Consider the following 20,375-nt stretch of genomic DNA (forward strand, 5'->3'; position numbering starts at 1 on the left):
CGCAACCCAGGCCGCACGGCTGGACCACCGCCAAGTGCGCGAGCCGAGGAGACCCTCGTGCGGGGCCCCGACCCACCCATCGAGCCCCGCCGGCGTTTGAGGCGCCCGCTCAGGGAAGGGGAAGCCGCGCCGGGCACCGCCGAGCCGCCCGCAGGGCACCCGGCCCCGCCGGCGTTTGAGGCGCCCACCCAGCGAAGGGGAAGCCGCGCCGGGCACCGCCGAGCCGCCCGCAGGGCACACCCCGAGCCGGGAACGGCTGAGCACGTAGGGGACCGCACCGCACACCGCCGAGCCGTCCGCAGGGATCAGGGCCGGTGGACCACCTCGCCCGCCACCACGACCGTCTCGGCGACCGTGCCCGGGATCTCGTCCGCCGGGACGGTGAGGATGTCCCGGGACAGGATCACGAAGTCCGCCGCCTTGCCCACCGTGAGGGAACCGCGCTCCCGTTCCAGGAAGTTGGCGTGGGCGGAGCCCATCGTGTAGCCGTACACGGCCGTCTCCACGTCCACCGTCTCGGCGGGCTGCCAGGCCGGGCCGTCGCCGGACAGCGGGCGGCGCGTCACCGCCGTGTAGATGCCGACCATCGGGTCCATCTCCGCCACGTTCCAGTCGCTGGAGAACGCCAGCACCGCCCCCGCCTCGTGCAGGCTCCGCATCGGCCAGGCCTTGTGCCAGCGGCCCTCGCCCACGTTCTCCGCCCAGTCCTGGCCGGGGCCCGCGATCTCCGGCGCGCAGTGCCGCGGCTGCATGCACGCGATCACCCCGAGTTCCGCGAAGCGCGGTACGTCCGCCGGGTCCAGGCACTCCACGTGGACCACCTGGTGGCGGGCGTCGCGCGGGCCGTTCAGCGTCCGCGCGTGTTCCACCGCGTCCAGGACGGTCCGGATGCCCCGGTCGCCGGTCGCGTGCACGAAGCACTGGAAGCCGCGCGCGTCCAGCTTCGCCAGCAGCTCCGCGAACTCCTCCGCCGGGTAGAAGGTCTCGCCCCGGTGCGCGCCGCATCCGGTGTACGGCTCCAGCAGCGCGGCCGTACGCGGTTCCACCACGTCGTCGATGTACAGCTTGAGCGGGCCGACGCGCAGCCGGTCACCGGCGAACCTCCTTGCGGCGTCGGCGAATTCGTCCAGATCGGCGTCGCCGGTGCCGCGCGGGTGGAACAGCGCCGCGACGATCCGCGAGCGCAACCGCCCTTCCGAGCGGGCCCGTTCGAAGAGCTCGAGGTCGTCGAGGGAGTTCTGCGGCTCGACCACCGTGGTGATGCCGAAGCCGATGGCGGCGTCGAGGCTCTTGGCGAGCCGCCCGTACTGCCGGTCCGGCGAGGCCCACGGTACGCCCAGCTCGTGCAGCGCCCGGTGGCCGTCGCGGGAGAGTCCCTTGATGGCGAAGTCCTTGACGAATCCGGTGGGTTCGCCGGTCTCCGGGTCCACCGCCGCCGTCCCGAAGGGGAGGTCGGTGCGGTCCCGCGAGACCCCGAGCCGCCGCATGGCGGCCGTGTTCAGCCAGGCCGTGTGGACGTCGTACGAGAGGACGATCGCCGGGGTGTGCCCGGTGACCGGGTCCAGGTCGGCGGCGCACGGCATCCGCCCGCCGGGGATGGCGGAGTAGTCGAAGGCCTCGGCCTCGATCCACCCGGCGTCCGGGTTGGCCTCCCGCCAGGCCAGGATCCGCTCGTGGATGCCCTCGATGCTGCGCACCCCGGCCAGCTGGACGCAGTCCGCGTCGGAGCCGAGCCGGACGTGGTTGTGGGCGTCGATGAAGCCGGGCAGGACCAGCCTGCCGCCCGCGTCGATCCGCTCGGTGTCCGGTCCGGCCCAGGCGGCGGCCCCGTCGTCCGGGCCGACCCAGACGATCCGCCCGTCGTGGACGGCGAGGGCCTCGGCCTCGGGCAGGTCGGGGTCGACGGTGTGGATCCGGGCTCCGGTGAGCAGCAGGTCGGCGGGGAAGGGGTGGCGTGCCATGTGAGGGGGCTCCATTACGTGTGGCGGTGTCGTTCAGGCGGCCGGGGCGTACGCCGCGACCCGGCGGCGGGTGAGGGCCCAGTAGGTGAGGCCGGAGACGACCGAGCCGAGCAGGGTGAGGTCGGCGCCGCCGAGCGGGGCGACCAGCGGCCCGGTCCACAGCTCGGAGTCGCAGGTCAGGGCGGCGAAGGCCATTCCGGCGAGGAGGGCGGTGACGCCTGCGCAGTGGTAGCCCGAGCGGTACCAGTAGGCGCCCGCGCTCCCGGCGTGCAGCGCGTCGGCGTCGTAGTGGCAGCGACGCAGCAGCATGTCGGCCAGGAAGACCCCGCCCCAGGGGGCGAACACGATGATCAGCAGGGAGAGGAAGGAGAGCAGGGAGGTGGTGAAGTCGGTGAGGAAGAGCGCGGCGAGCGAGCCGAGGGCGGTGACGGCGGCGCTGATGACGATGGCCCGGGCGCGGCTCCACGGGATGCCGAGGACCTGGAGGTTCAGGCTGGAGGAGTAGAGCGTGATGATCGAGTTGGTGACCGAGCCGCCGAGTACGAGGGCCAGGAAGAGCGGCTGGAACCAGCCGGGCAGCAGGCTCTCGGCCCCGGCGACCGCGTCGGTCATGTCGGTCTGGGTGGCGGCGGCCACGCCCGCGACGCCGAGGGCCACGGAGGAGACGAATCCGCCGAGGGCTCCCATCCAGGTGATGGACTTCAGCGAGGTGGTCCGGGGCAGGTAGCGGGTGTAGTCGGCGGGCATCGGCAGGTACGAGAACGGTCCGGCGAACATGACGACGAAGGCCAGGCTCCAGCCGGAGAGCCCGGGCCCGGCGGCCGCGGCGGCGGTGTCGGTGTCGGTGCCGGGCAGGACGAAGAGCAGCAGGACGCCGAAGCCGGCGGCGAGGACGTAGGCCATCCAGCGCTCGGCGAACTGCACGGTGGCGTGCCCCCACATGGCGACGGCGAAGGTCAGCGCGAGGGTGACCAGCAAGGCAACGGCGCGGCCGGCCGTGCCGCTCTGCCAGCCGATCTCGGCGAAGAAGACCTCCAGCGCGAGGGTGCCCACCACGGTGTTGACGATGGTGTAGCCGATGCTCACGACCCAGTTGAGGACGCCGGCCGGGAAGTTCCCGCGTACGCCGAAGGCGGCGCGGGAGATGACCAGGGTGGCGGTGCCGGTGCGGATGCCGCTGAGTCCGGCGGCGCTGATGGCGAAGAAGGACAGCCCGCCGATGACGACCACGGCGGTGGCCTGCCAGAAGGAGAGCCCGAAGGCGACGGCGAGGGCGCCGTTGATCACGTAGGTGAAGGTGAGGTTGGAGCCGAACCAGAGCCAGAAGAGATCCTTGGCGCCGCCGTGGCGTTCGGCGTCGGGAATGGGGTCGATCCCATGGGTTTCGACCCGGAACACCTCGTCGACGTCGGCTGTCTCCTGCTGCCCCATGGTGGACCCCTGACCTTGAACGATCTTGAATGACGTTCTAATTTCTTGAATGGCATTCAAGATGAAGGCTGGACCTCGACCTCGTCAAGACCCTGTCCGGGATAAGGTCGGCCCGCGAAGATCCGGAGGGCGGGAGCGGTGGCGGGAGCAGCACGGCGGCGCGATGGGCAGATCGCCCAGGAGCGGATGCTGGAAGAGGCCATGACGGCCATCGCCCAGGACGGACTGGCCGCACTCACCATGTCCGCGCTGGCCGAGCGGCTGGGCACCAGCGGCGGCCACATCCTGTACTACTTCGGCAGCAAGGACCGGCTTCTGCTGGAGGCCCTGCGCTGGAGCGAGGACCAGCTCACCGGGGAGCGCCGGGCGCTGCTGGGCCGCCGGGTGACGGCGGCGCGCAAGCTGGACCAGTTCCTGGAGCTCTACCTCCCCGAGGGGCCCCGCGACCCGCGCTGGACGCTGTGGATCGAGCTGTGGGCCCGTACCGCCTCCAACCAGCCGCTCAAGGCCGCCCAGGAGGAGATCGACGACAGCTGGCAGCGGGACCTGGAGGCGCTCCTGGCCAAGGGCGTGGACCAGGGCCGCTTCGCGCCCATGGACGTGTCCGCGCGGGCCTCGGAGCTGCTCGCCCTGCTGGACGGCCTGAGCACCCGGGTCGTCCTGGGCCAGCGCGGCGCGGACCGGGCCCGGGCTCTGGAGCAGGCCCGCTCGGCGGCGGCGCTGCTCGTCCCCCGCGCGGTGCCGTAGCGGACCCGGCGCCCGGACTGCCCGGCCCGCCCGGACTGCCCGAGCAGCCGGAGCAGCCGGAGCAGCCCGAGCAGCCGGAACTTCTCCCTTTCACACCCGGCCCGAACCGCCGGCCGGCCTTTTCCCCACGGCCCGGTCCGCCGCCCCAATTCGCCGCCCGAAAACGGAAGCCACCGCGCCTAAATCCCCTCCGAGGCGCCGCGAAGGGCCGTTCACACCTGTTCACGCCCCCCAGTGCGCCCCCTTGACCAGGGCATATGCAGAGACATCGAAGGCGTTCTCATTCTTGTGAAGCCATTCACAAGAATTCCGCTCGAAGTGCGCCCTACCGCGCTCCTCCCCCAGCGAGCACAATCGCCGTGACGACTCGCATCGATCGTGAAGGAGGGAGCGCGTGCGCCATCAGGTGCGCACAGCGGACGGGCGCGCTCTGACCGTGGAGCGCTGGGGAGACCCCGACGGCAAACCCGTCTTCCTGCTGCACGGCATGCCCGGCAGCCGCCTCGGCCCGGCCCCCCGGGGCATGGTCCTCTACCAGCGCCGAATGCAGCTCATCGCCTACGACAGACCCGGCTACGGCGGCTCCGACCGCCATGTCGGCCGCACCGTCGCCGACGTGGCCGAAGACGTGGCCGCCGTCGCCGACGCCCTCGGACTGGACACCTTCGCGGTCGCCGGACGCTCCGGCGGCGCCGCCGGAGCACTGGCCTGCGCCGCCCTCCTCCCGGACCGGGTCACCCGGACGGCGGCCATGGTGGGCCTCGCCCCCCGGGACGCGGAGGACCTGGACTGGTTCGCCGGGATGGCCGCGTCGAACGTACGGGAGTACACCACCGCCACCGCCGACCCGGAGGAGCTGGCGGCCCGGCTGATCCCGCGCGCCGACGGCATCCGCAAGGACCCCGGACGGCTCCTGGACGAACTGCGCCGGGAGCTCACCGCCAACGACCGCATGATCGTCTCGGACGCCGGCCTGCGGTCGATGCTCCTGCGCAACTACCGCGAGGGGCTGCGCCATTCGGCGTACGGATGGATCGACGACGTCCTCGCCTTCAGCCGGCCCTGGGGCTTCGACCCGGCCGGCATCCGCTGCCCGGTGCTGATCTGGCACGGGGAGCTCGACGTGTTCTCCCCCGTGGGCCACTCCCGCTGGCTCGCCCGCCGCATCCCGGGGGCCACCACCAACATCGTCCCCGCCGCCGCGCACTTCGCCGCCCTGCGCGCGCTGCCCGACGTACTGAACTGGCTGCTGCGCGACCTCCCGGCACCGGATCTCAACGAACAACAGCCCGCGTAGGGGGCGTTGACCCGATCCACCTTCGAAACCGACCTGAAAGGACGTCTCCCGCACTCCGGTTGCCGACGGCGTTCAGCCGAGTAAAGTCCCGGCGCTGAGCCCGCGTCCACTCGACGGAGCGGGCCCCGGAGCCGTGGAGGCCGTCCCATGACCCTGCACATCGACGACGTCGGCCTGGTGATCCTCGCCGTCGGGCTCCTCGTCGGCCACGCCGTCTACAAGCACACCAAGTCCACCGCCGGTGCGGCCTCCAAGGGGGACGTCGTGGGCGCGATCGGCGCCGCCGCCGCGGTGATCACCGCACTGTTCCTGCTCTTCGGCGGGGGCGGCTCGCCGCCGGCCGCGCCGGACTCCCGGCCGGCGGGACACGGCCTCGCATCGACCCAGGTCAGCGAGGTGCGGCCGACGTAGGGCCGGTCCGGCCGGGCAAACGCCGGACCACTGCCCGGACCACCGCCCGGAATGCCGCCCGGACCGCCGTCGGGGCGGCCTCGATGAAATGGATCTTTCCGTCCGGCAAACGGCCGAATCCACCGCCTCGGGAAATCCGCCACCCTTCACATAGAACGCTTGACCAGGCGTCATGTCTCGGTTGCCATTGGGGTGTGGCCGAGTAAAGTCCTCGCTTGACAGCAGCGCGCCGCTGGTGTCATTCACATGCCCATTCCACATGGCTTCCCCAAGGACGGTGCCGTGAACACATCAGCATCCCCCGCGACCAGCCCGGTCAAGGCCCACCGGGTCCCGCTCACCAAGATCGACGTCCACACCGCGTCCGCGGCGTCGACGCTCGGTCGCGTGCTGCCGGCCGAATCCGCTCGTCCGGTTCAGGCACCGATCTTCAACTCCGCGCTCTGACACCGAACCAAGCGCTCTAGACTGGTGGAATGACCGGCCTGATCGCATTTCGTGAGATCGTCCTGAAAGTCCACAGCAGATGCGATCTCGCTTGTGATCATTGCTATGTCTACGAACACGCAGATCAGAGCTGGCGGGCCCGGCCGAAAGTGATCTCCCCCGAGGTTATTTCGCTTACGGCCTCACGACTCGCCGAACATGCCCGTGACCATGCACTCCCCTCCGTCACGGTGATTCTCCATGGAGGGGAACCCCTGTTGGCGGGCACCGCCCGGCTCCGCCTCGTGTGCGAGGAGTTCAGCCGGGCCCTCAGCGGGATCGCCTCCCTCGACCTGCGGATCCACACCAACGGGCTCCAGCTCAGCACCCGTTACCTCGACCTCTTCGACGAGTTCGGCGTCCGGGTCGGCATCTCCCTCGACGGGGACCGCGCCGCCAACGACCGCCACCGCCGCTTCGCGGACGGCCGTACGAGCCACCCGCTGGTCCTGGCCGCCGTCGCGCTGCTCCGCTCGGAGCCGTACCGCCACCTGTACCAGGGTCTGCTCTGCACCGTGGACGTGGCCAACGACCCCGTCGCCGTACTCGACGCGCTGGTCGAACTCGAGCCCCCGCGCGTGGACTTCCTCCTCCCGCACGCCACCTGGGAGACGCCCCCGGCCCGCCCCGACGGCGCCCCCGACGCGTACGCGCGCTGGCTCCTGCGGATCTTCGACCACTGGGACCGGCTGGGGCGCCCGGTGCCCGTGCGGCTCTTCGAGTCCCTGCTCTCCACCCTGCGCGGCGGACCCAGCCTCACCGAGTCGCTCGGCCTCGCGCCCACCGACCTCGTCGTCGTCGAGACCGACGGGAGCCTGGAACAGGTGGACTCGCTCAAGAGCGCCTTCGAGGGGGCCGCCGCCACCGGGTTCAACGTCTTCGACCACGCCTTCGACCAGGTCGCCGCCCACCCCGGGGTCCGCGCCCGGCAGCTGGGCCTCGCGGGCGTCAGCGACTCGTGCCGGCGCTGCCCCGTCGTACGTTCGTGCGGCGGCGGCCTCTACACCCATCGCTACCGCGACCGGAACGGCTTCGACAACCCTTCCGTCTACTGCACCGACCTGCGCGAGCTCGTGGACGGGGTCGAGGGCCGCACCGCGCCGCGGGAGACCGCGCCGCAGCTCTCCGACCCGGCCGAACTCGCCCGGTCCCAGGAGGAGCTGACCCGGATCCTGCTGGCCCGGCTGCACGTGGACCTCGCCGCCGACCCCGCCTGGGCGAGCGCCTGGGAGGTGCTCTCCGCCGTGGAACGGGCCGGGGAGGCGGGTGCGGACGCCCTGGACGCCGTACTCGACCACCCCTTCACCCGGACCTGGGTACTGGCGGCCCTGGACGCCGCCCGCGACGGCAGGCAGGACGCCCCGGAGGCGGCCCGCAGGCTGACCGCGCTGGCCGCCGCGGCCGTACTGCGCGGCGGGCTGGACCTGCCCGCCGAGGTGGCCTACCGGGACGGCGAGGTGTACCTGCCGACGCTGGGGCTGCTGCGGCTGGGCGAGCCCGGTACGGAGGGCCGGGCCGCACTGCACGTCACCGACGAGGGGTACGCGGTACGGGACGGCCGCGCCGAGCACCGCTTCGGGCCCGCGGCGGGTGACGCCCGCTGGCAGCCCGTACGCACCTGGTCGCCCGGGCCGGACGCGGCTCCGGTGGCCCTGGAGGACCTCGACCCGTACCGCAACTGCTTCGCCCGCCCGCCCAGGCTCCGCCTCGGCACGGGCGAGGCCGAGGAGTGGCGGGGCAGGCTGGACCGGGCGTGGGCGCTGCTGCACCAGGCGGTGCCGGAGTTCGCGCGGGCGGCGGCCACCGGCCTGACCACGCTGACCCCGCTCGCGGGCGGCCCGCGGGCGGGCGGCTGGGGCGAGGCCGGCCGGCACGGGCCGGGGGCGCTCGGCGTGCCGTACGCGGCGGGGGTGCGGGAGACCGCGCTCGCGCTGCTGACCGGGCGGCGGCGGACCCGGCTGCGGGCGCTGACCGAGGTGGCCGACCTGTACGCGCTGGACGGGGAGTGGCAGCACCGCTCGCCGTGGCGGGAGCGGCCCGTCCCGGTCTCCCGGCTGCTGGCCGACGTGCACGAGCGGGTGGCGGTGGAGGCGTACCGGAGGGCCACGGCGGCGCCCGAGCCGGGTGGCTCGGACCGTATCCACCAGGCCCTTGACCGCCTGTCGGAGGCGGCGGAACTGACGGTCACCGGCAAGCGGCTGGTCGCGGAGCTCCGCTACGAACTGAAGACGGTCGACGCGTGACCGCCGCCGCACCCTCCCCCGCCTCACCCACCGCCGGGAGGCTCCGGCTGGCCCTGCAGTTACGGCTGCTCGGGGTCCGCCCCGGCATGCGGCTCATGGTGCACGCCTCGCTGGGCGGGACCGGGCTGCGCGCGGAGCAGCTGCGCGACGCGCTGATCGGCGTCCTCGGGCCGCGCGGCACCCTGGTGGTCCCCGCGTTCACCCCGGAGAACTCCAAGACCTCCAGCGCCCATCTGGAGCGGATCGGCGGCCTGGACGAGGCCGGGGTGCGGGCCTTCCGCGACCGGATGCCCGCCTTCGACCCGGCGATCACCCCGAGCCAGGGCATGGGCTCCCTCGCCGAGGCCGTCCGCACCGCGCCGGGCGCCGCGCGCAGCGCCCATCCGCAGACCTCCTTCGCGGCCCTCGGCGCCGACGCGCAGCGGCTCTGCTCCGGCCATCGCCTCGCCTGCCATCTGGGGGAAGAGTCGCCCCTGGGCAAACTGTGCTGGGAGGGCGGGCAGGTACTCATGATCAATGTGGGGTTTTCGGTCTGCACCGCGTTCCATCTCGCGGAGTACCGAAATCCGAAGCCCCCCTTGCGCATGTACGAGTGTGTGGTGAAGGTGAACCTTCCGGGGCCGCAAAGGCACCGGCAGGAGGGGGAGTGGACCGCGTACGAGGACGTCGCGCTGGACGACAGCGATTTCGCGGAGATCGGTGACGCGTTCCCGGATTCCCGGGTGCGCAGGGGGCGGGTGGGAGGCGCGTCGACCATGCTCTTCTCCCTCCCGGAGGCCGTCGATCACGCCCTTGAGTGGATGACCGAAAACAGACGCTGATTGACTGAACGATGAGGGGATGTGGCGAAGCAGCTCCGGAATGATGTTTCTTCGCTCGCATCTTCGGGACGGGGGTCGTGTGCCCGCATCAGGGGAGCCGTACTTTTTTCTCAGTTACGCACATACGCCGAGGTTCGGGGCCGGGGGACCCGACCCCGACATGTGGGTCGAGCGCCTTTTCCGCGATCTCTGCGGGCACGTCATGGCGCTGACGGATCTGCGTGCCGGGTACGACGTCGGGTTCATGGACCGCGAGATACGCAGCGGTGAGGGCTGGTCCGAACGGCTCGCCCGGGCACTCGCCAACTGCCGTGTCTTCGTTCCCCTGTTCTCGCCGCGCTACTTCGCCAGCGAGATGTGCGGGAAGGAGTGGTTCGCCTTCGCGCAGCGCGCCGTCCAGCACGGCGCGGTCAGCAACAAACAGACCGAGGCCATCGTGCCCGCGTTATGGGTGCCGGTGCCACCCGAGCAACTCCCCGGCCCGGCCGAGCGGTTGCAGTTCAACCACAACACCTTCGGCGAGCGCTACGTCACCGACGGCCTGTACGGGCTGATCAAACTGCGCGGATACGCCGAGCAGTACGAGCAGGCGGTGTACGAGCTCGCCCGGCGCATCGTCCAGGTCGCCGAGACCGCCCACCTGGACCCCATCCGCCCGCTGGACTACCGGAACGTGCCGAGTGCCTTCGGCTCCAGCGGCAGCCCCGCCCGCACCCTGCACGTGACCGTGGCCGCCGCCTCCCGGCACGATCTGCCGGAGGGCCGCACCCCCGAGTACTACGGGGACAGCGCCCTGGAGTGGAACCCGTACCACCCGGTCGCCCTGCGGCCCATCGCCTACGTCGCCGAGGACCTGGTCAAGAACCTCAACTACCAGACCACCATGTCCTCCTTCGACGACGAGGCCGGACACCTCGACGGCAAGCAGCTGCCGACCCGGCCGGAGATCCTGATCGTCGACCGCTGGGCGGTGGAGGACGAGCAGCGGCGCCAGCGCCTGGCCGCCTTCGACCGGGATCCCCGGCCCTGGGTCAACGTGGTCGTGCCGTGGAACCGCTACGACCACCAGAGCCGGTCGAAGGAGACCGAGCTGGCCGAGCGGCTGGAGAGCACCATGCCCAGGACGATGGGCCAGGGCCGGGCCGCCTGCCGGGCCGCCGCCAACGGGGTGGCCAACGTGGAGACCCTCGGCCAGATCCTGCCGCAGGTGGTCGAGGCCGCCGCCCAGCAGTTCCTCAGACACGCCCAGCCGTATCCGCCGAAGGGCGACACGTCCATCGAACGGCCCCGGCTCCTCGGGCCGATGGGGATGAACGGGCCGCCCGGGCCGCCTTCGCCCCGTGTCCCCTTCCCGCCCGACACCGACCGGTACCGGACCGGGCCGGCGGGCGCCGGCCTCCACGACAACGACGACAACGACACCGACCGGGGGGACGCGGATGACAGCGAGCAGTGACAGCGGCAGCGACAGCCGTGACGGACGCATCGTCACCTTCTACTCGTACAAGGGCGGCACGGGGCGCACCATGGCGCTGGCCAACACCGCCTGGATTCTGGCCGCCAACGGCAAGAAGGTCCTCGCCGTGGACTGGGACCTGGAGGCGCCGGGCCTGCACCGCTTCTTCCACCCCTTCCTGGACCCCTCCACGCTCGGGGCCACCACCGGGGTCATCGACCTGATCAGCGAGTACGCCTGGGCCGCGACGAGCCCGGCGCAGCGCCCCGACGACTGGCACAAGGACTACGCGCGGATAGAGCCGCACGCCGTCTCGCTCACCCCGGAGACCCACGGCTGGCAGTTCCCGGACGGCGGCACCCTGGACTTCGTCTCGGCGGGCCTGCAGAACCGCGAGTACTCGGCGACCGTGTCCACCTTCGACTGGGACAACTTCTACGACCGCCTCGGCGGCGGGCTCTTCTTCGACGCGTTACGCGCCGACATGAAGAGGAACTACGACTACGTCCTGATCGACAGCCGCACCGGCCTGTCCGACATCGCGGACATCTGCACGGTCCACCTCCCGGACGTCCTCGTGGACTGCTTCACCCTGTCCGACCAGTCCATCGACGGCGCCGCCTCCGTCGCCCGCCAGATCGACGAGCGGTTCAACGACCGCGGCATCAAGATCTACCCGGTGCCGATGCGCATCGACGAGGGCGAAAAGGAGAAGGCCGACGCAGGCCGGGCGCTGGCCCGGATCAAGTTCGACCGCTTCCCCAACGGCCTGGTCGGGGACGAGCTCACCTCCTACTGGGGCGCGGTGGAGATCCCGTACCGCCCCTACTACGCCTACGAGGAGACGCTCGCCACCTTCGGCGACGAGGCCGGGGTCACCAACTCGCTGCTCTCCGCCTTCGAGCGGCTCACCGCGGTGGTCACCGAGGGCCACATCACCTCCATGCCGGTCATCGGGGAGGAGGTCCGGCTGCGCATCAGGGACGCCTTCACCCGGCGCCGCCCGGCGCTGCCGGCCGACCTGTTCCTGTCCTACGTCGCCGAGAACCGGATGTGGGCCGACTGGATCGAGTCGGTGCTCACCCGGGCCGGCTTCCGGGTCGTGCCGAAGGACGTCTCGGCCGAGCGGGCCCCGGGGGCGACCGTCGGCGACACCCTCGGCGGCGCGGGCATCAGCATCGACACCGCCGCCCGGACCGTGGTGCTGCTGTCCTCGGCCTACCTCAAGTCCGCGCGGGCCGTGGACGTGTGGGAGCGCGCGGCCGCCGAGGACCCGACCGGGGGCCGGCGCCAGCTGGTGCCGCTGAGGGTGGGTGACGTACGGCTCTCCACTCCGTACATCGACCGCAATCCGGTGGACCTCTTCCGGCTCGACGAGGTGCACGCCACCACCGCCCTGCTGCGTGCGGTGGAGCGGCCCATGGCGCTGCCCGACAGCGTCAACAGCACCTCCCAGCCCGGCCCCCGCTTCCCGGGGACCGTCCCGAAGATCTGGAACGCGCCGCCCCGCAACCCCGGGTTCACCGGGCGCAGCATCGTGCTGGAGCGGATGCGCGACCAGCTCGGCGGCGGCATGGCCGTGGTGCTGCCGCAGCCGCAGACCCTCTTCGGGCTCGGTGGCGTCGGCAAGACCCAGGTGGCGCTGGAGTACGTGCACCGGTTCATGGCCGACTACGACCTGGTGTGGTGGATCTCCTCGGAGCAGACCGACGACGTGGTCGCGGCCCTCGCGGAGCTGGCGGTACGGCTGGGCGCGCAGACCGGCGAGGACATGGCGGCCGCCTCCCAGGAGGCGATCGACCTGCTGCGGCGCGGGGTGCCCTCCTCCCGCTGGCTGCTGGTCTTCGACAACGCGGACGATCCGGAGACGCTCAAGCGGTTCTTCCCGCCGGGTGGCCCGGGCCATGTCCTGGTGACCTCCCGCAACCAGTCCTGGTCGCAGTACGGTGACGCGCTGCCGGTGGACGTGTTCCTGCGCGAGGAGTCCATCGAGCACCTCCAGCGCCGGGCCCCGGGGCTGAGCAAGGACGACGCCGAGCAGGTGGCGGTGGCGGTGGGCGACCTGCCGCTGGCCGTCGAGCAGGCGGGGGCCTGGATCGCGGAGACGGCGACGCCGGTGTCCGCGTACATCGAGCAGCTGGCCCAGCAGGCGGCCCGGGTCCTGGCCCTGAACCAGCCGCCCGGCTACCCGGAGCCGGTGGCCGCCACCTGGAACATCTCCATCGAGCGGCTGCAGTCCCGCTCCCCCGCGGCCGTCCGGCTGCTCCAGCTCTGCGCCTTCCTCGCTCCCGAGCCGATCTCCGCGAACCTGCTCTACAGCAAGGAGATGATCGACGCCCTCAAGCCGTACGACTCCTCGCTGCAGGAGAAGCTGGTGCTGGGCCGGGTGATCCGGGAGATCGGCCGGTTCGCGCTGGCCAAGGTCGACCAGGTCAGCAACAGCATCCAGGTGCACCGGCTGGTGCAGGCCGTGATCCGGGCCCAGCTGACCGAGGAGGAGCAGCGGGAGGCCCGGCACGCGGTCCACCGGATCCTGGCGGGCGCCCGGCCGGACGACGACGAGCCGATCGACAACCCGGAGACGTGGCCGCGGTTCAACACGATCTGGTCCCACCTGACCCCGTCCGAGGCCCGGTTCTGCAAGGAGCCGGAAACGCGCCGGCTGCTGATCGACCGGGTGCGCTACCTGTGGAAGCGCGGCGACTTCAAGGCCGCGTACGCGCTCGGCGAGGAGCTGCGGGAGTCCTGGAAGGAGATGCTGGGCAACGACGACCTGCAGTACCTGTACCTGCGCTTCCACCTGTCGAACATCCTGCGCTCGCAGGGGCGGTTCGTGGAGGCGAAGGAGCTGGACGAGGTCACGCTGGAGCGGCAGCGCGCCGTGCTCGGTCCCTCGCACCCGCACACGTACATGACCATGAGCGGTCTGGCCAACACCCTGGGCGCGCTGGGCCAGTACGGCCAGGCGATGGAGCTGGCGACCGACGCGCACGAGGGCTTCAGCCAGATCTTCCACGAGGCGCACCCGCGCACGCTGGCCGCCGCGAACAACCTGGCGCTGAACCTGCGGCTGGTGGGTCAGTACACCAGGGCCCGTGAGATCGACCAGGAGGTGCACGACCTGCGCACGGAGGTGCTCGGGCCGGAGCACCCGTACACCCTGTCCTCCGCGCAGAACCTCGCCCGCGACCTGCGCGAGGTGGGCCGGTACGAGGACTCGGTGCAGCTGCTCAGCCGGACGTACGAGACCTACAAGCGGACGCTGGGGCGGGCCTTCCCCGGCACCCTGTCGGCCGCGAAGAACCTGGCCGTGTCGCTGCGCCGGGCCGGTCAGCTGGAGGACGCCTTCCGGCTGACCACGGCCACCCGGGCCCGCTACCGGGCCAAGTACACCTCCGTCAATCCGGACCTGCTGTCCTGCGAGCTGAACCTGGCCTCGGACCTGTTCGCGACCGGGGACGCGGGCGGGGCGCGGGACCTGGCGCAGGAGGTGGTGGACGAGTACGTGAAGGTGCCGGGCGAGCGGCACCCGTACACGCTGGCGGCCGTGAACAACCTGGCGGTCTTCCACTGGGGCACGGGCGCGGCCGAGACGGCGGAGGCGATGCTGCGCCAGACCATACGGGGGATGCGGGACGTGCTCGGCGACCACCACCCGCACACGGTCTTCGCCCATCTCAACCTGGCCAACACCCGGGCCGATCTGGGTGATCCGGAGGGCGCCCTGGAGCTGGAGCGGCTCGCGGTGATGCGGCTGCGCGAGGCGCTCGGGGCGCACCATCCCGAGACCCTGGCGGGCAGCTCCAACATGTCGATCAGCCTGGACTCGATGGGACGCAAGGAGGAGGCGGCCCGGCTGCGGTCCGAGGCGGTGTCCGAGCTGACCCGGCTGCTCGGCGAGGAGCACAGTCTGGCCCGTTACGCGCGCGACGAGCGACGGGTCCACCGTGACCTGGAGCCTCTCGCCGTCTGATCCGACGGAGGGCGGCGGGGGCTCCGCGACCGCGGGTCTCCCGCCGCCCGCCACCCGACAGCAGGGGGGCGCTGTGACCGACAGCATGACTTTCCGAAACGAGGACCTGCCGGCCCTCTTCCACCACACCGACCAGGCGGCGATCTCCCGGCAGCGGGAATCCACCCAGGCCACCCGCGCCCAGCTGCTGCTGCTGGTCGCGGCCGCGGGAGCCGCCGCGCTGCCCGCCGGGCCGAAGCTGGGTTCGATGTACCTCTTCGGGCTGCTGAGCGTGCTCGCGTACGCGGGGGTGCTGGGCGTGGGCATCCGGGCGACACGGCGCCGGGCCCGCCCGCAGTGGCAGCTCAACCGCAGTGCGGCGGAGTTCATCAAGTCCCTGGCCTGGCGGTACGCGGTGCACGGGGCGCCGTTCGGCAGCGAGGTCGCCGAGCCCGAGGCGGCGTACCGTACCCGGTTGGAGGCGGGGCTGGCCGAGCTGCGGAAGATGGGCTGGGACGATCCGCGGGCCGCCGCCGGGACGGTGCCGCAGGGCGGGGAGATCACCGGCGCGATGCAGCGGTTGCGCGGGATGGACTACCACGTGCGGCGCGAGACGTATGTGCGGGACCGGCTGATCGAGCAGCGCAACTGGTACCGGCGGCGGACGGAGGTGTCCCGGCGGGCGACGAACCTGTGGTCGTGGACGATCGTGCTGCTGACCTGTCTGGCGCTGCTGTTCGCGCTGCTGGGGTCGTTCGGGTCGGGTCCGGGGCCGAGGCTGACCGCGCTGCTGAGCGCGGCGGCGGCGGCCGGTATCGCCTGGAACGAGGTGCGCCGCCACCATCCGCTGATCGAGGCGCACACCCTGATCGAGCAGGATCTGGCGGCGATGATGGTCGTGATGCAGACGACCATCACCGAGTCCCAGTGGCCTTCGTCGGTGTACGAGACGGAGCGGTACGTGTCCCCGCAGCACACGGACTGGCTTGCGCGGCACAGTAGTTGAGGTGTGCTGCGGCAGAGGGCGGGGGCGTGGCTCAGTCCCGGGTCACGCCCTCGCGCCAGATGACGGTGACGGGCTTGCCGAGCGCCCGCGCGTAGGCGACGATCTCGCCGGTGCCGCCGTGCCCGCGGGCGGGCTGCCCGTCCCAGACGGCGACGAGCCGGTCGCAGGAGTCGGCGATGTAGGTGCCGGCGGCGTAGTAGGCCTCGTCCGTGGAGCGGGCGAAGTCCATCCGGACCTCCTGGGTGGCCCGGACCTTGAGCCCCCGGTAGCGGGCGAGGGCCTCGGCGTCCTCGAAGGCGTCCTCGTAGTCCCCGCTGGGGATCACCACGGTGAGGCCGGCGCCGTATTCGAGCGCGATGGCGGCGAACAGCTGGTCCGCGCCCTCGGCGAGGCTGGAGAAGGCCTCCATCGGCCCCTCGTGGCCGCCCAGTACGGCCCGCAGGCCGTCCTCCACATGGCCGAGCACCGAGTCCGGAATGGCTCGGTGCCCGGTCACGCCGATGCGTTTCATGCAGAAACCAGCCTCCCCCGTGGACACGGCCGCCCCGAACATCCTCCCAGAAGGCGGGAGGACGTCCAGGGGTGCGACGGGGGCGCGTGAGTCACCGTCAGTAGACGCTGACTCCGTATGCGTTGAGGGCTTCGACGACCGGCTGGAAGAAGGTCGTCCCGCCCGAGGAGCAGTTGCCGCTGCCGCCGGAGGTGAGGCCGACGGCGCGGGTGCCCGAGTAGAGCGGGCCGCCGCTGTCGCCGGGTTCGGCGCAGACGTTGGTGCGGATCATGCCGTAGACGACGTCGCCGCCGCCGTAGTTGACGGTGGCGTTGAGCCCGGTGACCCGGCCGCTGTGGATACCGGTGGTGGATCCGCGCCTGGTCACCGACATGTTGACGGTGGCGTTCACGGCGCTGGTGATGTCCTGGCTGCCGACGGTCCCGGGCGGCACCGGCGAGTTGCTCGCGTACTTGATGAGGCCGTAGTCGTTCGTCGGGAAGCTGGAGCCGACCGTGGAGCCCACGACGGTGGTGCGGGCGGAGTTGCTCCACCAGGTGCCCGCGCCGTCGGTGCAGTGGCCCGCGGTCAGGGCGTAGTACGTGCTGCCGCTGCGTACGTTGAAGCCGAGCGAGCACCGCCAGCTCGTGGCGTAGATGGCGTCTCCGCCGGAGACCAGCTTGGAGAGCTTGCCGGGGATGCGTTCGATGCGCAGGGCTCCGACGTCGGCTCCGGCCTCGCGCTTGATTCTCGCGATACCGGCCGCGGAGACGGTGGAGTCGGCGGAGACCACGAGGGTTCCGGTGGCGGGGTCGGTGTGCCAGGCGGTGCCCGCCACGTCGGCACGCAGGACGGATGCGCCGGCCGAGGCGAGCCGGTCGGCGCTGAAGCCGCCGTCCTGGGCGTCCGCACTCGCGGCCGTGGGGACGGCGAGCGCCGCGGCGGCGGCCAGGCCGGTGGCAGCCGCGAGCAGCCTGGTACGGGTCATGCGCTTGATCCTCACTTCTCGTCCTCCTGGAGAGGGTCGGGGGCCCGGCGGTTGTGGGGGTGCCAGAGCCCGTGAGGCGCAGCCGGGGGCACGGCGGGCGCATGAACTTTGGCCGTGCCCCTGACAAGCGCTGTCGGGAGTGTCCTGGCGTCAGATACCGGTCGCAAGAGCGGCTTTCAGCCTCCGCTCGCCCGCCGCCACCTCGAAGGGGAGCGTGTTCCCGGGCGGCGGGAAGGGGCAGATGAAATGGTCCGCGAAGGCGCAGGGAGGCAGCAGGGACCGGTTGAAATCCACCGTGATCGCGCCTCGCGCGTCGGGTATGCCGGGCTTCAGGAAGCGGAAGCGGTAGCTGGAGCGTCCGCCGGTGGCATCGCCGAAGACGGCCCAGAGGCTGCCGTCGTCCGGTTCGACGGCGACCTGGAGGGTGTGCTCGGCGCCCGCGTAGGGGAAGACCAGCTCCCCGCCGAGGCCGAGGCCGCGGGCCCGCCCGTCGGCGTTCTCCACCTGGACGCTCCGGTCCTCGGCGTACGGCCGAAATCGCCCCGGCAGCGCGAAGGCGGGGTCGTAGGGGGTGACCTCGACGCCGGCGAAGGCCCGGCGGGTCTCGGAGCCGGGGTCGAAGACGCGTACGCCCCACTCCCCCTCGCGCCGGATCACGACGATCCGCAGCTCCCGGGCGGAGAGCCGCGCGTGCGCGGGCGGGGCCTCGTCGGCGCCCAGTGCGACGTCACCCGTGAAGGGCTCGCCGTCGAGGTGGCAGGAGTCCTCGGGGGCGACGGTCAGTGCCACACCGGCCTCCGTGGCGCGCCAGTGCCCCGGAACGGCCGGAATTCGACCTTCCGGGTAGTCGGCGAGCCAGTGCGTGGCGGTCAGCGCGAGGGGACCGTACGGCGCGGACACGGCCGCGTCCCTGCGCTCGTGCCATGCCCGCCACGCGGCGTGCGGATCGTCTGCGTCGTCTGCGTCGTCGCTCATCCCGCTCACCCCTTCCACACGGGTCCGGACGGGAACCCCCGCGTACGCCGTCCGGACCTGTGAAATCCGAAAGAGGCTCAGCAGCCGGGCTCAGCAGCCGTCGCAGGGGCAGCAGCAGCAGTCGCTGCATCCGCAGTTGCTGCAGCAGTCGCAGCCGTCGCAGCAGTCCTCGCCGTCACACAGCGGCTCGCGCCGCTCCCGCGACCACGGGCCCTCGTACTCGGTGCAGCACATCTGGCAGGTGCAGAACAGCCCGATGGCCACCGCGCAGCCCGCGAGCAGTCCGCGGCGCGGCCGCTGCGGGGGCAGGCCGCCGCCACCGCCGCCACCACCGGGCCCCATGGGCGGCGGCAGGCCCGGCCCGCCGGGGGTCTGGGAAGCGTTCGGGGCGTAGGGGTTGCCGCCGTATGGATTCCCGCCGTAGGGATTCGCGCCGTACGGGGTGTCCGCCGCCTGCGGGCCGCCCGCGTACGGGTTGCCGCCCTGCCCGGTGGAGGCCGCCGCCGTGTGGCCGCAGCTGCTGGTGCCGAAGGCCCGGTCCACCGAGGTGCGCAGCTCGTGCACGAGCAGCCGGTGGGCGAGGCCCGCGTCCGTGAACTCGATCTCGCGCAGCGCCAGCCTGATGCCGTGCAGGGCATCGTCGCAGAGCCTGCGGGCCTCGACGAGCGAGGTCCCGGTGGCGGTGAGCGGGTTCCAGGCGCCCGCGACGGCGTCGGCGCCCTGGTCCTCCACCGCGTCCAGCAGGTGCGCGAGCCGGCCGAAGTACCGGCCCGCCTCGGCCAGCGCGGGGGCGTTGCCTGGCCGTCCGGCCAGCTGCGCGGTATGGGCGAAGGCGGCGGCGGTCGCGGTCTCCGTCGGCTCGGTCACCACGAGCACGGGCGTGCCCGGTCCCGCCAGTGTCTCGATGCCCGCCTGCCGGTCCACGGCGTCGACGAGCACCGCGGTGTCGAAGCCGAGCGAGGCTCCGGTGCGTGCTCCGGCCCTGTCCCAGCCGCGGGCCACCTTGCGCGCGGCCAGGGCGATGGGGGCACGGGCCAACAGCCCGTCCCGGTCGGCCACGTGGTCGCGCACCTTCGCGGAGGCGAGGACGAGCGAGACGGCGGCGGCGAGCCGCGCACCCTCGCCCTGGGCGACGGAGGCGGTGCGCATCCCGCGCAGTGGACAGGGCCCCGCGGTGCGCCGGGCACCGGGCGCCGGACCCGACTGAGCCTCCGTCAGAACGGAGACCAGCAGCCCGTCGTAGTTCGTCACGATCCGGGCGAACTGTCCGTGATCTCCCCTAAGTGCCAGGCACAGCCCGCACAGATGAGCCATCCACTCCGCCTTGAACCGCTCTCCCAACCGGTGCGTGCAAGGTCTCACGATGCCGAACAAGCTGCTTCCCCCGTGTGTCGTACGCGTGCTTGCCGGGCATCGTATCGACCCGCGGCTTTCACCCGTACGTCCGCGTCGCTCACCCGTACGGCGGCGGCGGTCGTATTTTCACTCAGTCAGCAGTGGTAGCCACCAGGATCCTTGACCGTGCAACGGATGTTCTGCACCAGTACCGTCACGAAACCCCTGCGCGGCGACTATCCACTTGGCGCGTTGTCAGCATCATGGACGAGCATAGGGGCAGCTGAGAGAAGACAGACTGACCGCGGTGAAAGGAGGCAGTCCATGGGTTCGGTGCGCAAGGCGAGTGCCTGGCTGGGTCTCGTGGAGGACAGCGACGACGAGCGCTACTACGACGACGACTACGCGCAGGCCCCCCAGGGTTCGGTGGCCGGCCCCGGCGAGCAGTGGGTCACCGACCCCCGGGTCCGGGTGGCCTCCGAGTCGGCCGTGGAGCACGGCCGTCGCATCGCGACGGTCACCCCGGACGGTTTCCGTGACGCGCGGGGGATCGGCGAGCTGTTCCGCGACGGGGTGCCGGTGATCGTCAACCTGTCCTCGATGGAACCGGGTGACGCGAAGCGCGTCGTCGACTTCGCGGCCGGACTGACCTTCGGGCTGCGCGGTTCGATCGAGCGGGTGGCGACCAGGGTCTTCCTCCTGACCCCGGCCGACACCCAGATCGTCAGCGGCGAAGCGGGCGGCCGCTCGCGCGACTTCTTCAACCAGAGCTGAGC

At 72.1% G+C, this 20,375-nt stretch carries 16 protein-coding genes; 10 read left to right on the forward strand and 6 right to left on the reverse strand.

The window, feature by feature from the left end:
* Positions 1-305 precede the first annotated feature (305 nt).
* Positions 306-1,961 carry an amidohydrolase gene (locus ACGFZK_RS34725; RefSeq protein ID WP_393852806.1) on the reverse strand — a complete coding sequence of 552 codons (1,656 nt, stop codon included), beginning with the start codon at positions 1,959-1,961 and terminating at the stop codon, positions 306-308.
* A gap of 33 nt (positions 1,962-1,994) precedes the next feature.
* The gene (locus tag ACGFZK_RS34730) at positions 1,995-3,392 is read right to left on the reverse strand and encodes a purine-cytosine permease family protein (protein ID WP_393852807.1); all 1,398 of its coding nucleotides are present in this window, start codon (positions 3,390-3,392) and stop codon (positions 1,995-1,997) included.
* A 138-nt stretch (positions 3,393-3,530) separates the two neighbouring features.
* Between ACGFZK_RS34730 and ACGFZK_RS34735 the strand changes: the two genes are divergently transcribed.
* The 9 genes from ACGFZK_RS34735 (at position 3,531) to ACGFZK_RS34775 (ending at position 15,811) form a co-directional block, all read left to right on the forward strand.
* Positions 3,531-4,139, forward strand: a complete 609-nt coding sequence (locus tag ACGFZK_RS34735) for a TetR/AcrR family transcriptional regulator (RefSeq protein ID WP_393852808.1) — start codon at positions 3,531-3,533, stop codon at positions 4,137-4,139.
* Between the two features lie 394 nt (positions 4,140-4,533).
* Positions 4,534-5,436 (forward strand): alpha/beta fold hydrolase, encoded by a 903-nt coding sequence (locus tag ACGFZK_RS34740; RefSeq protein ID WP_393852809.1) that lies wholly within the window; start codon positions 4,534-4,536, stop codon positions 5,434-5,436.
* A gap of 147 nt (positions 5,437-5,583) precedes the next feature.
* Positions 5,584-5,847 (forward strand): hypothetical protein, encoded by a 264-nt coding sequence (locus tag ACGFZK_RS34745; RefSeq protein WP_393852810.1) that lies wholly within the window; start codon positions 5,584-5,586, stop codon positions 5,845-5,847.
* Between the two features lie 282 nt (positions 5,848-6,129).
* Positions 6,130-6,294: an FxSxx-COOH cyclophane-containing RiPP peptide gene (fxsA, locus tag ACGFZK_RS34750; protein WP_393852811.1), complete on the forward strand. Its 165-nt coding sequence runs from the start codon at positions 6,130-6,132 to the stop codon at positions 6,292-6,294.
* A gap of 29 nt (positions 6,295-6,323) precedes the next feature.
* Complete coding sequence (gene fxsBH / locus ACGFZK_RS34755; protein WP_393852812.1) at positions 6,324-8,576, forward strand: radical SAM/SPASM protein FxsBH, inactivated beta-hydroxylase extension form; 2,253 nt, start codon at positions 6,324-6,326, stop codon at positions 8,574-8,576.
* An 86-nt stretch (positions 8,577-8,662) separates the two neighbouring features.
* Positions 8,663-9,397, forward strand: coding sequence for an aminoglycoside N(3)-acetyltransferase (locus ACGFZK_RS34760; protein ID WP_393852861.1), 735 nt, complete (start codon positions 8,663-8,665; stop codon positions 9,395-9,397).
* A 43-nt stretch (positions 9,398-9,440) separates the two neighbouring features.
* Positions 9,441-10,853 carry a TIR-like protein FxsC gene (locus tag ACGFZK_RS34765; protein ID WP_393852862.1) on the forward strand — a complete coding sequence of 471 codons (1,413 nt, stop codon included), beginning with the start codon at positions 9,441-9,443 and terminating at the stop codon, positions 10,851-10,853.
* Positions 10,837-14,826: an FxSxx-COOH system tetratricopeptide repeat protein gene (gene fxsT, locus ACGFZK_RS34770; RefSeq protein WP_393852813.1), complete on the forward strand. Its 3,990-nt coding sequence runs from the start codon at positions 10,837-10,839 to the stop codon at positions 14,824-14,826. Before ACGFZK_RS34765 ends, fxsT begins: the two co-directional genes overlap by 17 nt.
* A gap of 85 nt (positions 14,827-14,911) precedes the next feature.
* Positions 14,912-15,811, forward strand: coding sequence for a DUF4231 domain-containing protein (locus ACGFZK_RS34775; RefSeq protein ID WP_393852814.1), 900 nt, complete (start codon positions 14,912-14,914; stop codon positions 15,809-15,811).
* 31 nt (positions 15,812-15,842) lie between these two features.
* Here ACGFZK_RS34775 and ACGFZK_RS34780 read toward each other — a convergent pair whose 3' ends face one another.
* The 4 genes from ACGFZK_RS34780 to ACGFZK_RS34795 form a co-directional block, all read right to left on the reverse strand.
* The gene (locus ACGFZK_RS34780) at positions 15,843-16,322 is read right to left on the reverse strand and encodes a hypothetical protein (RefSeq protein ID WP_393852815.1); all 480 of its coding nucleotides are present in this window, start codon (positions 16,320-16,322) and stop codon (positions 15,843-15,845) included.
* Between the two features lie 97 nt (positions 16,323-16,419).
* Positions 16,420-17,304: a S1 family peptidase gene (locus ACGFZK_RS34785; protein ID WP_393852816.1), complete on the reverse strand. Its 885-nt coding sequence runs from the start codon at positions 17,302-17,304 to the stop codon at positions 16,420-16,422.
* 135 nt (positions 17,305-17,439) lie between these two features.
* A complete protein-coding gene (locus ACGFZK_RS34790; RefSeq protein WP_393852817.1) occupies positions 17,440-18,264 on the reverse strand; it encodes a DUF1684 domain-containing protein in 825 nt (274 codons plus the stop codon).
* 90 nt (positions 18,265-18,354) lie between these two features.
* Positions 18,355-19,638: a DUF5685 family protein gene (locus ACGFZK_RS34795; RefSeq protein ID WP_393852818.1), complete on the reverse strand. Its 1,284-nt coding sequence runs from the start codon at positions 19,636-19,638 to the stop codon at positions 18,355-18,357.
* A gap of 285 nt (positions 19,639-19,923) precedes the next feature.
* Between ACGFZK_RS34795 and ACGFZK_RS34800 the strand changes: the two genes are divergently transcribed.
* The gene (locus ACGFZK_RS34800; RefSeq protein ID WP_393852819.1) at positions 19,924-20,373 is read left to right on the forward strand and encodes a cell division protein SepF; all 450 of its coding nucleotides are present in this window, start codon (positions 19,924-19,926) and stop codon (positions 20,371-20,373) included.
* The last annotated feature ends 2 nt before the right edge of the window (positions 20,374-20,375 follow it).

Origin of the sequence: Streptomyces sp. NPDC048257 (genome assembly GCF_043201855.1) — a bacterium.
Taxonomy (GTDB): Bacteria; Actinomycetota; Actinomycetes; order Streptomycetales; family Streptomycetaceae; genus Streptomyces.

What these genes read in the sequence shown, in the direction of transcription:
- ACGFZK_RS34730 (WP_393852807.1), bottom strand. Translation starts at nt 3,392, where the DNA reads ATGGGGCAGCAGGAGACAGCCGACGTCGACGAGGTGTTCCGGGTCGAA.
- ACGFZK_RS34775 (WP_393852814.1), top strand. Translation starts at nt 14,912, where the DNA reads ATGACTTTCCGAAACGAGGACCTGCCGGCCCTCTTCCACCACACCGAC.
- ACGFZK_RS34760 (WP_393852861.1), top strand. Translation starts at nt 8,663, where the DNA reads ATGCGGCTCATGGTGCACGCCTCGCTGGGCGGGACCGGGCTGCGCGCG.
- ACGFZK_RS34790 (WP_393852817.1), bottom strand. Translation starts at nt 18,264, where the DNA reads ATGAGCGACGACGCAGACGACGCAGACGATCCGCACGCCGCGTGGCGG.
- ACGFZK_RS34780 (WP_393852815.1), bottom strand. Translation starts at nt 16,322, where the DNA reads ATGAAACGCATCGGCGTGACCGGGCACCGAGCCATTCCGGACTCGGTG.
- ACGFZK_RS34800 (WP_393852819.1), top strand. Translation starts at nt 19,924, where the DNA reads ATGGGTTCGGTGCGCAAGGCGAGTGCCTGGCTGGGTCTCGTGGAGGAC.
- ACGFZK_RS34725 (WP_393852806.1), bottom strand. Translation starts at nt 1,961, where the DNA reads ATGGCACGCCACCCCTTCCCCGCCGACCTGCTGCTCACCGGAGCCCGG.
- ACGFZK_RS34765 (WP_393852862.1), top strand. Translation starts at nt 9,441, where the DNA reads ATGTTTCTTCGCTCGCATCTTCGGGACGGGGGTCGTGTGCCCGCATCA.
- fxsT (WP_393852813.1), top strand. Translation starts at nt 10,837, where the DNA reads ATGACAGCGAGCAGTGACAGCGGCAGCGACAGCCGTGACGGACGCATC.
- ACGFZK_RS34745 (WP_393852810.1), top strand. Translation starts at nt 5,584, where the DNA reads ATGACCCTGCACATCGACGACGTCGGCCTGGTGATCCTCGCCGTCGGG.
- fxsBH (WP_393852812.1), top strand. Translation starts at nt 6,324, where the DNA reads ATGACCGGCCTGATCGCATTTCGTGAGATCGTCCTGAAAGTCCACAGC.